General features: G+C 68.4%; 13 protein-coding genes. 2 read left to right on the top strand and 11 right to left on the bottom strand.

What is annotated here, in order from left to right:
- From AC2YG9_RS05420 to AC2YG9_RS05395, 6 genes are all read right to left on the bottom strand, one after another.
- On the bottom strand, positions 1 to 341 hold a 341-nt coding region (locus AC2YG9_RS05420), incomplete at its 3' end, for an IF-2-associated domain-containing protein (RefSeq protein WP_487296898.1).
- 95 nt (positions 342 to 436) lie between these two features.
- Complete coding sequence (locus AC2YG9_RS05415; protein WP_487296897.1) at positions 437 to 1,084, bottom strand: RNA-binding protein; 648 nt, start codon at positions 1,082 to 1,084, stop codon at positions 437 to 439.
- A gap of 89 nt (positions 1,085 to 1,173) precedes the next feature.
- Entirely contained in the window at positions 1,174 to 2,877 is a 1,704-nt protein-coding gene (nusA, locus tag AC2YG9_RS05410) for a transcription termination factor NusA (protein ID WP_487296896.1), read from the bottom strand.
- A 26-nt stretch (positions 2,878 to 2,903) separates the two neighbouring features.
- Positions 2,904 to 3,458 carry a ribosome maturation factor RimP gene (gene rimP, locus AC2YG9_RS05405; protein ID WP_487296895.1) on the bottom strand — a complete coding sequence of 185 codons (555 nt, stop codon included), beginning with the start codon at positions 3,456 to 3,458 and terminating at the stop codon, positions 2,904 to 2,906.
- A 140-nt stretch (positions 3,459 to 3,598) separates the two neighbouring features.
- Positions 3,599 to 4,129 (bottom strand): hypothetical protein, encoded by a 531-nt coding sequence (locus tag AC2YG9_RS05400; protein WP_487296894.1) that lies wholly within the window; start codon positions 4,127 to 4,129, stop codon positions 3,599 to 3,601.
- 146 nt (positions 4,130 to 4,275) lie between these two features.
- Complete coding sequence (locus AC2YG9_RS05395) at positions 4,276 to 6,072, bottom strand: acyclic terpene utilization AtuA family protein (RefSeq protein WP_487296893.1); 1,797 nt, start codon at positions 6,070 to 6,072, stop codon at positions 4,276 to 4,278.
- A 263-nt stretch (positions 6,073 to 6,335) separates the two neighbouring features.
- On the opposite strand from AC2YG9_RS05395, the gene AC2YG9_RS05390 reads away from it, so the two are divergent.
- Positions 6,336 to 7,382, top strand: a complete 1,047-nt coding sequence (locus tag AC2YG9_RS05390) for a phosphotransferase family protein (protein ID WP_487296892.1) — start codon at positions 6,336 to 6,338, stop codon at positions 7,380 to 7,382.
- A complete protein-coding gene (locus AC2YG9_RS05385; protein WP_487296891.1) occupies positions 7,379 to 8,416 on the top strand; it encodes an alcohol dehydrogenase family protein in 1,038 nt (345 codons plus the stop codon). Before AC2YG9_RS05390 ends, AC2YG9_RS05385 begins: the two co-directional genes overlap by 4 nt.
- Here the strand turns inward: AC2YG9_RS05385 and trmB are convergent.
- The 5 genes from trmB to AC2YG9_RS05360 all read right to left on the bottom strand — a co-directional run bounded on the left by trmB (position 8,413) and on the right by AC2YG9_RS05360 (position 13,472).
- Positions 8,413 to 9,096, bottom strand: a complete 684-nt coding sequence (gene trmB / locus AC2YG9_RS05380; RefSeq protein WP_487296890.1) for a tRNA (guanosine(46)-N7)-methyltransferase TrmB — start codon at positions 9,094 to 9,096, stop codon at positions 8,413 to 8,415. The two genes, AC2YG9_RS05385 and trmB, sit on opposite strands and share 4 nt — an antisense overlap.
- A 210-nt stretch (positions 9,097 to 9,306) precedes the next feature.
- On the bottom strand, positions 9,307 to 10,527 hold the full coding sequence (metK, locus tag AC2YG9_RS05375; RefSeq protein ID WP_487296889.1) for a methionine adenosyltransferase: 1,221 nt from the start codon (positions 10,525 to 10,527) through the stop codon (positions 9,307 to 9,309).
- A 69-nt stretch (positions 10,528 to 10,596) separates the two neighbouring features.
- The gene (locus AC2YG9_RS05370) at positions 10,597 to 11,025 is read right to left on the bottom strand and encodes a helix-turn-helix domain-containing protein (RefSeq protein WP_487296888.1); all 429 of its coding nucleotides are present in this window, start codon (positions 11,023 to 11,025) and stop codon (positions 10,597 to 10,599) included.
- Positions 11,026 to 11,061: 36 nt separating this feature from the next.
- On the bottom strand, positions 11,062 to 12,672 hold the full coding sequence (gene lnt / locus AC2YG9_RS05365) for an apolipoprotein N-acyltransferase (protein WP_487296887.1): 1,611 nt from the start codon (positions 12,670 to 12,672) through the stop codon (positions 11,062 to 11,064).
- Positions 12,669 to 13,472, bottom strand: a complete 804-nt coding sequence (locus AC2YG9_RS05360; RefSeq protein WP_487296886.1) for a hemolysin family protein — start codon at positions 13,470 to 13,472, stop codon at positions 12,669 to 12,671. The genes lnt and AC2YG9_RS05360 overlap by 4 nt, the downstream gene beginning before the upstream one ends.
- Between the last annotated feature and the right edge of the window lie 64 nt (positions 13,473 to 13,536).

Below are 13,536 nucleotides of genomic sequence, written 5' to 3'. Positions count from 1 at the left end.
TCGGCGCGGGCGGCGGCCTGGATCTGCGCCTGACGCTGGGCGCTTTCGATCGCGGCCTGGCGGGCGCGCATCTCGTCGGCGCTGAGGCCGCCGGCGCCCTGCGGCGAGGCGGGACGCGGCTGCGGAGCTCCACCCGGGGCCGGGCGGCGCTCGGCGTTCGAAGGACCGGCGAGATTCGCCGGCGGCGCGCTGTGGGTGCGCTGCCGCTTGGTTTCCACCACCACCGTCTTGGTCCGACCGTGGCTGAAGCTCTGCTTCACCACCCCGGCGCTGACGGACCCCGTGCGGGGCTTCAGCGTCATGGGCGGGCGGCCCGGGCGGTTGTCGTTCTCGTCGCTCATGCGTCTCGCTTAACTCACGGCCGGAGGTTCCGACCGCATTCCCATCAATCCAAACTCATAAAGGGCCCGGTCGCGGTTTCCCGCGGGCCCTTCTCTCACCGTTCCTCGCGCCAGTCCTCCGGGAGAAGCGGGCGAAATCCAGCCAGACGTTCGACGTCCTGCGTCCAACTCTTGACCGACCGTCCGCCGAGGAAGGCGGTGTGTATCACATTCTCGGCCCCCAAGGCCAAACCCAATTCGGCGGAATCGAAAACGCCGATAACCCGAGGCTGCGGGGTCATATGCCGGGCCAGGTTGAGAATCTTCGAACGGCCGTCGGCCGCGCCGTCGCTGGCCTCGATCAGCCAGGCGGCCTTGCCGCTACGGACCGCCGCCATGACTTTTTCGAAGCCGGAAATAAGGTCTCCCGACCGCCGCGCAAGGCCCAGGGCGTCCAGCACCCGTTTGGTCAGCAGTTTCTCGACCGTGTCGGCGAGGTCGGCGGGGGCCGAAAGCCTGGTCTTGGCCGAGCGGGAGAAGGCGTTCTTCTTGACCGCCGCCTCGATGCTGGCCCGGTCGGCCGCGACCCACATGCCCCGGCCCGGCAGCTTGCGCGCCACGTCCGGGAAGACCACGCCATCGGGCCCGGCGACGAAGCGGACGAGCTTCTCCTCCGCCATCACCTCTCCCGAGACGATGTCGCGCCGTTCCCTGGCGGCGGCCGCCAGGGTCTTGTGAGCGGCAATGTCGGTCTCAGCCTGCATGGGCTGGTCGCGTTCCTTGTCCACGACCGGCCCGGGCTGGGCCGATCAGTTCATCGAAGACGGAAGTCCGAGGGTTTGGCCGAGGACGCTCACGCGTCCCGAGCCTCGCCTTCGGCCTCGGCCAGGGCGACCTCTTCCGAGGCTTCCGGCTGCTCGCCTTCCACTTCGGCTTCGGCGTACTCGCCCTCTTCCTCGTAGTACTCTTCTTCGTATTCCGGTTCCGGCGGGGCCTCGACCCAGCCCATCACCACGCGGGCGCGCATGATCAGGGTCTCGGCGTCTTCCGGGGTCAGGTTGAAGGCTTCCAGGGCGCCGGCTTCGCGCACGCGCTCGCCGTCCTTGGTCTCGTACCAGCCGCGCAGGTCGTCGGGGACCAGGCCGGCCAGGTCTTCAACCGTCTTCACATCGCCTTCGCCAAGCGCGACGGCCATCGGCAGGGTGATGCCTTCGATCTCCAGAACGCCGTCCTCGACGCCCAGTTCGGTGCGCTTGGCGTCCAGCTCGGCGGCGGCCTTGTCGAGGAATTCGCGGGCCCGGGCCTGCAGTTCCTCGGCGGTGTCCTCGTCGAAGCCTTCGATCTCGGCGATCTCATGCGGCTCGACGAAGGCGACGTCCTCGACGGACACGAAGCCTTCGGTGGCCAGCAGCTGGGCGATGACCTCGTCGACGTCCAGGGCGTCCTGGAACAGCTGGGTGGTCTCGGCGAACTGCTTCTGGCGGCGCTCCGACTCCTGGGACTCGGTCAGGATGTCGATCTGCCAGCCGGTCAGCTGGCTGGCCAGGCGCACGTTCTGGCCGCGGCGGCCGATGGCCAGGCTCAGTTGTTCGTCGGGGACCACGACTTCGACGCGCTCGTCGTCCTCGTCCATGACCACCTTGGAGACTTCGGCGGGGGCAAGGGCGTTGACGATGAAGGTCGCCTCGTCCGGGCTCCACTGAATGATGTCGATCTTTTCGCCCTGCAGCTCGGCGACCACCGCCTGGACGCGCGAACCGCGCATACCGACGCAGGCGCCGACCGGGTCGATGCTGGAATCGTTGGAGACAACGCCCATCTTGGCGCGGCTGCCGGGATCCCGGGCCACGGCGCGGATCTCGATGACGCCGTCGTAGACTTCCGGCACTTCCTGCGCGAACAGCTTGGCCATGAAGCCGCCGTGGGCGCGGGACAGCATGATCTGCGGGCCCTTGGTCTCGCTGCGGACGTCGTAGATGTAGCAGCGGATGCGGTCGCCGAGGTTGAAGTTCTCGCGCGGGATCGACTGGTCGCGGCGCATGACGCCTTCGCCACGGCCCAGATCGACGATGACGTTGCCGTACTCGACGCGCTTGACCACGCCGTTGACGATCTCGCCGACGCGATCCTTGTATTCTTCGAACTGACGCTCGCGCTCGGCCTCGCGGACCTTGCCGAACACGACCTGGCGGGCCATCTGGGTCTGCACCCGGCCGAATTCGAACGGCGGCAGCTCTTCGTCGAAGACCTGGCTGACTTCGGTGTCCTTGCCGTAGAAGGCTTTCGCATCCGCCAGGCGCATCTTGCCGACGTCGCCTTCCTCGAACTCGACGTCGTCTTCCACCACGGTCACGTAGCGCTTGATCGAGGTCTCGCCGGTCTTGGCGTCAATGGCCACGCGGATGTCGTGCTCGGCGCCGTAGCGGCTGCGGGCGGCCTTCTGGATCGCTTCCTCGATGGAGGCGATGACGATCTCCTTGTCGATCCCCTTTTCACGGGCGACCGCGTCGGCGATCTGGAGCAGTTCGAGGCGGTTGGCGGAAATGCCGGTGGCCATGGTCGTGTCCTTAAATCTCTAAGGTGTCAGTCGTTGTCGTTGCCGACGGAGTTGATGTCGTCCTGGGCGATGCGGGCGGCGCGCTGTTCGGCGCCGACCTTCATCAGCTGGTCGTTGAGGACCAGCTTGGCCTCGAGGATCCAGTCGAACGGGATGTAGAGGGTGGTCTCAGAGTCGCCTTCGACGTTGATCCCGACCTGGCCATCTTCCACGCCCGCCAGCTCGCCCTTGAACCGCTTGCGGCCCTCGGCGATGCGGTCGAGTTCGATGCGGGCCTCGTAACCTTCCCAGGTCTCGAAGTCCTTCAGGCGGGTCAGCGGCCGGTCGATGCCGGGCGACGAAACTTCCAGGGTATATTCGCCGGTGATCGGGTCGGCGGCGTCCATGATCTCGGAAATGGCGCGGCTCAGCCGGGCGCAGTCCTCGACCACCATGTCGCCGGCCGGGGTCTCGGCCATGATCTGCAGGCGCCGGGTCTGTCCGCCCATCAGGCGCAGCCGCACGATCTCATACCCGGCCGCTTCCGCGACGGGGTCGAGCAGTTCGAGCAGACTGCGATCCTCACTGGTGCGTGCGCGCAAGCGCTATCTCCGGTCAAAACAAAAGCGGCGCCCCGGAGGACGCCGCTCGAATGCGCTATCCAGCGCGTTCAAACGATGTGGAGGCTCATATAGACCCTCCCTCGCTGGTTGTCAGCCCCCCAACAACGCGGGGGCCGGGGCTAGCCGAAATTGACCGGCGGCAGGCGGCCCTTGCGCCGCGCCGCCTTGGCCGCCCCGGCTACGGCGTCGTAGACCCCGCCACCGATGGCGCCGGCGATCAGCGGCGTCAGGGTATGCACGGCCAACCAGGCGTAGACAGCCCCGTCGGCCTTGGCGATGTCCATCAGCTGGGCCCAGTAGGCCTCGATGGGGAACAGGCCGAAGAGGGTGGCGACCAGCGGTGAGCCGCCGCCGAACTTCCAGGCCAGGCCGCTGGCCAGCAGGAACAGCAGGCCGCCGAAGCCGCCCGCGCCCACCGGCGCCGTGCCGCGGCCCATCAGGCCGAACAGCAGCAGGCCAAGCCCAAGGAACAGCAGGGCTCCGGGCGCCGCCGCGGGCACGCCGGTCAGGCCCACCTGGCCCATGTCGATCAGATTGGCGACGCTTAGATCGGCGCGGCCTTCCCAGACCACCAGCACCAGCGAAAGCACCAAAGCCCAGACGAGCGCGCCGAGGACCCACCCCAGCGCCATCCGAATACCCCGAACCATGTCCACCCTCCTTCGCCCACGTCGCGGGGCGATTTCGTTCACCATGACCCGGTTTTCGGCACGGTCAATGCACAGACACGCGCAGGGCGAGGCGCTCGCCTCACGGGGGTTTGTTGATCATCGCGCGGAATTGAGCGGCCGAACCGTCAGATCAGCGAGGCCGGAACCTTGATCGGCATGTCGAGCAGCTGCTGGGCCTTGCCCTTGGCCAGGGCGTCGAGGCGCAAGCTGGCGAACTGGCCGCCGCCCAGGGCCTGGATGCAGTGCAGGTTGATGGCGTCCATGCCCGGCAGGTCGTAGCGGATGACCTGCGGCGCGGCGGCGCCCTCGAACTCATGGGCGAACCAGGCCTTCACCGCTGTCTCCGACAGGCCGGCGCGGATCCACGGCAGGTAGGCCGGCTTGCGGGCGATGACCCCGACGTTGAAGGCGTCGCCCTTGTCTCCCGAGCGGGCCCAGGCCAGGTCGATCAGCGGGACTTCGATCAGGTCGCCAGACGCCGGCGGCTCAGGCAGCGGGACGGGCCGCGTGACCATCTCCGGCGAAAAGGGGGTGGCCGGCGGCGGGGCCTCGACGGTGATCACTTCGCCACCCAGATCAACCTTGGCCGGAACCTGCCGGCGCGGGACCAGAACCGAGAACACGCGCGACACCGGGCTGATGCTCGGCGCCCCGCCGAACCAGCCGGTGGTGCCGACGCTCATCGAGGTGGTCGGCGACTGCCATTCGCGGGTCAGCAGGCGCAGGGCCCGCTCGTCCTCATGCTCGGCCCCGACCCGGCTGACCACCTCACGCACGGCCTGCGCCGCCGCGCTGGCGTTTGCGCCGTAGCTGGCTTCGGCCCCGAGGATTTCGATACGGGTCTCGCGGAAGGGGGCGAGGTTCCTGTCGCGCAGCATGTCGCCGACCCGTTCCAGCACCGCCTCGGCCTGGCGTCTGGCTTTCGCGGCGGCTTCGCGCCCGACGATCGGCATGGCCCCGATGAACCGCCAGCCGTCGGCCCAGGTGACGCAGACCTTGTACGACCCCGAGGCCGGATAGCCCTTCGCCCCGGTGACCTTCACCCGGTGCTCGCCGACCTGCTCGACTTTCACCTGGGTAAAATCGCAGACCACGTCGGGGAGGGCGTACCCTTGTGGATCGCCGACCTCATAGAGGATCTGTTCGGCTACGGCGGCGGGCGAGACGAGGCCGCCCGTGCCCTCCGGCTTGGTGACGATGAACGATCCGTCGGCGTGGCACTCGATGATCGGGTAGCCGATGTGGCCCCAGTCCGGGACATCCCGCCAGTCGGTGAAGAGGCCGCCCGTCGCCTGCGCCCCGCACTCGATGACATGGCCGGCCAGCGACCCGGCCGACAGCCTGTCGTGGTCTTCGTCGCTCCAGCCGAACTCATGCATCAGGGGGCCGAGCGCCAGGGCGCTGTCGACCACCCGGCCGGTGATGACCATGTCGGCCCCCGCCGCCAGCGCCGCGGCGATGGGACGGCCGCCGAAGTAGGCGTTGGCGGTGAACAGCTTCTCCGTCGGCGGGAACGGCGCCCCGGTGTAGAGCTCGGTCATGCCGGCCAGGGCGTCGATGCTGTCCATCAGGTCGTCGCCCTCGACGATGGCGATCTTGAAGCTCAGTCCGGCGGCGGCGGCCAGCTCCTCCATCCGCGCCCGGCAGGCGTGGGGGTTGAGGCCGCCGGCGTTGGTGATGACCTTCACCCCCTGGGCCTTGAATTCGGCGAGGTTGTCCTTCCAGACCCATTCGGTGAAGTCGCGCGCGAAGCCCTCGCCCGGCCGCTCGCGCTTGATCTGGCCCAAAATCGACATCGTCGCCTCGGCCAGATAGTCGAGGATCATGTAGTCGAGGTTGCCGCCCTTCAGCAGCTGCGGCGCGGCCACCGAACTGTCGCCCAGGAACCCGCCGGCTCCACCGATCCGAATGACCTTGGCCATGACTACGCTCCTCTGAATGAACAGTATTCTGAGCCCTTGCCCCAGCGTCCGCCCACCCCCTCAATCCGCTCATCCCGACGAAAGTCGGGACCCAGTGTCCACCGCCCTTAAGGGGTTCGCTCTGATCAGCGCCGGCCTGTCCTCTGGTTTGCCAGCTGGGCCCCGACTTTCGTCGGGGTGAGCGGATGAGGGGGTTTGCCTGCCCTCAGGACAACCGCGTAGCTTTGCCTTCAAGGGCCGCGAAACGACGGCCGGGAGGAGCGATGCCCAGCGACAACACCGTCCCCGAAGGCGTCGATCTCGCCGTCCTGACGGCCTTCATGGACGCGAAGGGCCTGGGCGCCGGCCCGCTTGAAGGGCTCACCGTCCTGACCGGCGGCACCCAGAACATCCTGCTGAAGTTCACCCGCGCGGGCCGGGACTACGTCCTGCGCCGGCCGCCGCCGAAGCGCCGGGCCAACTCCAACGAGACCATGCGCCGCGAGGCGCGGGTTCTGGCCGCCCTGGCCGGGTCGGACGTGCCGCATCCGGGCCTGATCGCCGCCAGCCCGGATGAGACCATGGACGGGGCCGCATTCTACCTGATGGAGCCCATCGACGGCTTCAACCCCACCGAGGGCCTGAAGCCCCTGCACGCGGGCGATGCGGCGGTGCGCAACCGCATGGGCTTTGCCCTGGCCGACGGCATCATCGCCCTTGGCCGCATCGACATCGCCAGGGTCGGGCTGGAGACCCTGGGCAAGACCGAGGGCTGGCTGGAGCGGCAGGTTCCGCGCTGGCGAGCCCAGTTTGAGAGCTACCGCGAGTTCCCGACCTGGACCGACGAGATCCCCGGCGTCGATACGGTCGGCGCCTGGCTCGACGCCCACCGGCCGCCGAGCTTCCGCCCCGGCCTGATCCACGGCGACTACCACCTGGCCAATGTCATGTACCGCCATGACAGCGGCGAGCTGGCCGCCATCGTCGACTGGGAGCTGGCCAGCACCGGCGATCCCCTGCTCGATCTCGGCTGGCTGATGGCCATGTGGCCCGAGCCGGGCCAGGCGGCGCTGACACCCGTCACCCCTTGGGACGGTTTCCCGACCATCGGCGAGGTCATCGACCACTACGGCCGCAACAGCGACCGGGACCTCAGCCACATCCGCTGGTACGGCGTCCTGGCCTGCTACAAGCTCGGCATCATCCTCGAGGGCAGCCATGCCCGGGCCGGCGCGGGCCTGGCGCCCAAGGCCATCGGCGACCGCCTGCACGCCTCGACCATCAACCTCTTCCAGCGCGCCCTGCGCTGGATCGACGGAGCCGCCCCATGAAGGCCCTGCGTTTCCACGGAACCCGCGACATCCGCTACGAGAGCATGGACGACCCCGTGCCGCAGGACGACCGCGACATCATCGTCCGGGTTACCGGCTGTTCGATCTGCGGCAGCGACCTGCACATCTATCACGGCGAGGGATTCAGCGAGGACCTCGGCTTCTGCGTCGGCCATGAGGCGGTCGGCGAGGTGGTCGAGATCGGCCGGGGCGTGCGGCGGCTGAAGAGCGGCGACAAGGTGATGATCTCCGGCGCCGTCGGCTGCGGCGCCTGCCCCAGCTGCCTGCGCGGCGATGTCATCCGCTGCGAGACCGGCCAGGGCAGCTGTTATGGCCTGTCGTCGAAACTGCAGGGCTCGCAGGCCGAGGCCGTCCGCGTCCCGGCCGGCGACTTCAACGCCGCGAAAATCCCCGACGGGGTCAGCGAGGACCAGGCCCTGTTGATGACAGACGGCATGGCCACCGCCTGGTACGGCGCCCGCAACGCCGAGATCAGTTCGGGCAAGACCGCCGCCGTGGTCGGTCTTGGCCCCATCGGGCTGATGGCCGTCGAACAGGCCTTCGTGCTGGGCGCCGCGCGGGTTTTCGCGATCGATCCGGTGGCCGAGCGCCGCGCCATCGCCGAAGGGCTGGGGGCCATCGCCCTGCATCCCGACGATGCCGTCGAGACGATGCGCGAACTCACCAAAGGCCGCATGGCCGACAGCATCGTCGAGGCGGTCGGCCATGCCCGGACTATCGAACTGGCGCTGAACCTCGCCGCGCGCCGGGGCGTGGTGTCGGTGATCGGGGTCAACCAGGACCGCAGGTTCGATTTCCCCATGGCCCGGGCCTTCATGATGGGCCTGACCTTCCGGATCGGAACCTGCAGTGTTCAGGAAACCTGGCCCGAGCTGATCCCCCTGGTCCAGGCGGGCCGGCTGAAGCCCGAACGGGTCATCAGCCATCGCCTGCCGCTCAGCCAGGGCGAGGAGGCCTACCGCATGTTCGACGCCCGCCAGGACGGGGCCCTGAAGATGGTTCTGACGCCCTAGGCGCGCACGAAGTCCAGCCACACCGGCGGGATGTCGCCCAGCTTCTTTTCTTCGTAGCGGGTGGTCAGGTGGTCTTCCGGCGGCACGCGCCAGTCGTCGGCCTTGTCGGCGGGCCAGGTGAACAGGCCGCTGCTCAGAACGCGCTCAAGCGTCCAGTCGGCATAGTCGGCCCAGTCGGTGGCGAAGCGGAAGCGGCCGCCGGGTTTCAGCAGCCGATGCGCCTGGCTGAGAAACTCGGGGTTCACCAGCCGGCGCTTGTTGTGCCGCGCCTTCTGCCAGGGGTCGGGGAAGAGGACGAACAATCGGTCGACGCTGCCGCCCGGCAGGTTGGCCAGGACTTCGCGTCCGTCGCCCGGATGGATGCGGGCGTTGGTCGCCCCGGCTTCTTCCAGATGCCGCAGCGCGCTGGCCACCCCGTTCTGGAATGGCTCGGCCCCGATGATCAGCACGTCGGGGTTCTTCGCCGCCTGCCCGGCCAGATGCTCGCCGCCGCCAAAGCCGATCTCCACCCAGACCGCTTTCGCGTCGGGTTTCAGGCTCAACGGATCGAACGGCGTCTCCGGCACGGCGATGGACGGCAACAGGCTGTCGAACAGCGCCGCCTGCCGCGCCTTGATCGGGCGCGACTTGATGCGCCCGAAAGAGCGCAGGGGACCGTGGGGTTGCTGAGGGTTGGGCATGGGAGGCCCTATACGGTCCGGCGCGCGGACAAGAAAGGTCGGCTGCGGAAGTTCCTCCCCCTCTCGGGGGAGGTGGCAGCGGCGCAGCCGCTGACGGAGGGGGTCACCGCTGGCGTTTGCCGCCGCGATGACCCGACCGACGGTGGGGACCCCCTCCACCATTTGCTGCGCAAATGGTCCCCCTCCCCCGATGGGGGAGGAACTTGGGTTCTAGAACGCCTTCTGCAGGTCGGCGACCAGGTCGGTCTTTTCCCAGCTGAAGCCGCCCTCGTTGTCCGGCTGGCGGCCAAAGTGGCCGTAGGCCGTGGTGCGGGCGTAGATCGGCTTGTTGAGCTGCAGGGTCTTGCGGATACCGGCCGGGGTGCCGCCGCCGATGAAGTCGGGCAGCAGTTTTTCCAGCTGGGCCGGATCGACCTCACCGGTGCCGTGGGTGTCGACGTAGAAGCTCAGCGGCCGGGCGACGCCGATCGCGTAGCTGATCTGGATGGTGCACTTCTTGGCCAGGCCGGCGGCCACGACATTCTTGGCGAGGTAGCGGCAGGCGTAGGCGGCCGAACGGTCAACCTTGGTCGGATCCTTGCCGGAGAAGGCGCCGCCGCCGTGCGGGGCCGCGCCGCCGTAGGTGTCGACGATGATCTTGCGCCCGGTCAGGCCGCAGTCGCCGTCCGGCCCGCCGATCAGGAACTTGCCGGTCGGGTTGATGTGCCACTTGGTCTTCTTGGTGATCAGGCCATCGGCGAACAGGGGCAGGATGTAGGGCCGCAGGGCGCCCAGCAGGCGCTTGGAGGTCGGGGCCCCGCCGTCCATCTTCTTGCCGTGCTGGTGGGAGACGACGATCTCCTCGACATGCACCGGCCGGTCGTTCTCGTAGCGCAGGGTGACCTGGCTCTTGGCGTCCGGCTCCAGGAAGGGCAGCTCGCCCGAATGGCGCAGCTCGGCCAGGCGGCGCAGGATGTTGTGGCTGTACTGCAGGGTGGCCGGCATGAACTCCGGCGTATCGTCGGTGGCGTAACCGAACATGATGCCCTGGTCGCCGGCCCCCTCGTCCTTGTTCTCGCCGGCGTCGACGCCTTGCGCGATGTGGTCGGACTGGGCGTGCAGGAAGCACTGGTACTTGGCTTTTTCCCAGTGGAAGCCCTTCTGGGCGTAGCCGATGTCCTTCACCGCCGCGCGGACCTTGGGCTCAAGCGAGGCGATGATCGCCTTGTTGCGCTCCTTGTTCTCGGCCTTGGAGGCGCCCGGCTTGGCGGCGCGGATCTCGCCGGCCAGCACGATGCGGTTGGTGGTCACCAGGGTCTCGCAGGCCACCCGGGCTTCGGGCTCCTCGGCCAGGAAGGCGTCGACGACAGTGTCGCTGATGCGGTCGGCGACCTTGTCAGGGTGTCCCTCGGACACGCTTTCACTGGTGAAGATGTAGTTCTGACGGCTCACGGAGGACTCCCGGCTTCAACGCCGGGGGACCATATAAAGATATCTTTATACCCGCAAGTGCGGAGGGCGCTACGCTTCCTCGTCGGTGTCCTCGACCATGCTGCGGACCAGTTCGACGATCCGCTTGCGCAGGCGCGGGCTCTTCAGCTGCGAGAACAGCTCGGCCAGCTCCAGACCTTCGGCGCTCATCAGGAAGGCGTTGACGAACTTTTCCGAGGCCGGCTCGGCCTCGCCGCCGCCGGTCTTCAGCTGGGAGGGGTCGGCCAGGCCCTCGAAGAAGTATTCGGTGCCGGTCTGCAGGGCGACGGCGATCTCATAGAGCTTGGAGGCCGACACCCGGTTGGCGCCCCGCTCGTACTTCTGCACCTGCTGGAAGGTCAGGCCCAGGTCGTCGGCCAGGCGCTCCTGCGTCACCCCCATGGCCTTGCGCCGCTGGCGGACCCTCCGGCCGACGTGGACGTCGATCGGATTGGGCGAACGGCTCGCGTCGTCAGTCATTCAGAAACCGCCCCGATAAGAAACACACACCCGCGCCTAATCGGCGCGAGGCATTCTGAGGCGGTTTTTCAGACGTCGCCAGTGAAAGACCGATGTTACGGTCAGGCCTGCAATTAGGAATATTAAAAACGGCAGGTCACCCAACCTGCGGTAGGGGGTTTCGACGACTCTGGGTGGCAGGACGACATCTACTACAGCTTCTAATCTTTGTTCGATGCGGCTGGAGGGAATCACCCGACCGTAAGCGTCAACCATCGCCGACACGCCGGTCGGGGTGGCGCGGGCCATCGGCACGCCCTCCTCGATAGCCCGATAGCTGGCCAGATTGAGGTGCTGCAGCGGCCCGCTGGTGGCGCCGAACCAGGCGTCGTTGGAGACGTTGACGATCAGGTCCGGCGCCTTGCCCGACGACCGCGCGCCCTCCCGGGTGAAGCCGGGGTAGAGGCTCTCGTAGCAGATCAGCGGCTGGATGACCGGCAGGCCTGCAATGGCCAGCGGGGCCGGCCGTTTGCCGGGCGTGAAGCCGTCGCCGATCTTCACCAGGTTCTTGATCCCGAGCGGCGACAGCAGGCCATCGAGCGGCAGGTACTCGCCGAACGGCACCAGTCTGAACTTGTCGTAGCGGCCCAGCTGGACGAGGTCGCTTTCCGTGCGGCGCAGGACCAGCAGGCTATTGAAATAGCGCGGGCCCTCCGGAGTCTGCTCGGCCCGGGCAACGCCGACCAGCAGGGTCTGGCCCGGTTTCAGGGCGTCGATGATCGCCGCCCGCGTCCAGGTCCCCTGGGCCAGGTAGTCGTCGGCCAGGGCGGGAATGGCGCCCTCCGGCCAGATGACGATGTCGGGGGCTCGAACCTCCTGGTTCGGCTCGCGGGTCAGCCGCAGGTACTGGGCGAAGATGCGGTTGAAGGACTCCGGATCGTACTTGGCCTCCTGCGGCACGTTGGGCTGGACGATACGCACCACGGGCGTCGACGGCGGGTCAGCGACCGGCGTGCCTGGGAACGGCAGCCGCAACAGGCCAAACAGCATCATCGCCACCAGCAGCGCCGTGGCCGCGCCACAGGCGATGACGGCCGGTCGGCGCGGGGCCTTCCAGAACAGGGCCGGCGCCGCGGCCATGCAGATGGTCAGCACCGTCATGCCGTAGGCCCCGACCAGGGCAGCGTTCTGCGAAACCAGCGAGCCTGCTCGCCAGGTTTCGCCCGGCAGGTTCCAGGGAAAGCCGGTCAGGACATGGCCGCGCATCCATTCCGCCAGCCCGAAGGCGGCCGCGAAGACGATCACCCGCCAGGGCCCGCTGACCCGCGCCAGCCGGTAGAGCACCGCCGCCAGCCCCCAGAACAGGGCGATGCCGCCGGCCATGAAAGTCACCGCGAAGGGGGCCATCCAGCCGTGGGCGGCGATATCGACGAGAAAGGCTTCGGCCACCCACCAGGTGCCGATGGCGAAATAGGCGACGCCCGCCAGCCAGCCGCGCAGGAAGGCCGAGCGCAGCGGCCGGGCCGCATCGGCCGTATCGACCAGCAGCATGATGACGCCGTAGCCGAACAGCCCGAACAGCAGGCCGAACGGCGGATGGGCCAGCGCCGCTCCCGCTCCCGCGATCAGGGCGACCAGCCGCGCCTTCCAGGCGGCGGAAATCTTCACACCGCTTCCTGGCGCCGTTCGGCGCGGCGCACCCGCACCCGCTTCACCCGGCGGATGTCGGCGTCGACGATGTCGAAGCACCAGCCGTCCGGATGGTGGATGGTCTCGCCGGGCTCGGGCACCCGGCCGGCCAGGGCGGTGACCAGGCCGGCGACCGTGTCGATGTCTTCTTCCAGCTCCTCGGGGGCCAGCCGGCCGACCTCCAGGGCCGCCTCCAGGTCCTCGAGGTCAGCGCGGGCGTCGACGTCGTAGACGCCGCCGGGCTTGGCGACGATGCCGCTGACCTGGGCCTCGTCATGCTCGTCGTCGATCTCGCCGACCACGGCTTCCAGCAGGTCCTCGAGGGTGGCCAGGCCGCTGACCCCGCCATGCTCGTCAACGACCAGGGCCAGGTGCACGCGCTGGGCCTGCATCTTTTCCAGAAGGGTGGTGGCCGGCATGGCCTCGGGGACGTACAGCACCTCGCGCTTGAGCTTGCGCAGCAGCGCCCCGGTCTTGGCCTTTCGGCCGTCGGCCAGCAGGCGGAAGATGTCCTTGATGTGGATGACGCCGACCGGATCGTCGAGCGTCTCGCGATAGACCGGCAGGCGGCTGTGCTCGGTCTCGATGAAGCGGGCCACCACCTCATCGAACGGGGTGTCGATCTCGATGGCCTGGATGTCGGCCCGGGGGGTCATGACGTCGCCGACATCGAGCTGGGCGAACTCGCGGGCGTGCTGGGCCAGCTCGTTGGCGCCGGGCGCGTCGGGCGAGCCGGGTTCGTCGCTCTCGCCAAAGGCCTTCAGAATCTGGCGCAGCATGCCTCCAAGCCCCCCGCGACTTCGCTGGGGAGGTTCGGCCGGAGGCGGGTCTTGATCGCTGTCT

Source organism: Caulobacter sp. SRI_014, assembly GCF_057586315.1.
The sequence above is the reverse complement of the archived record's forward strand: the minus strand, read 5'-3'. Positions and strand labels throughout refer to the sequence as shown.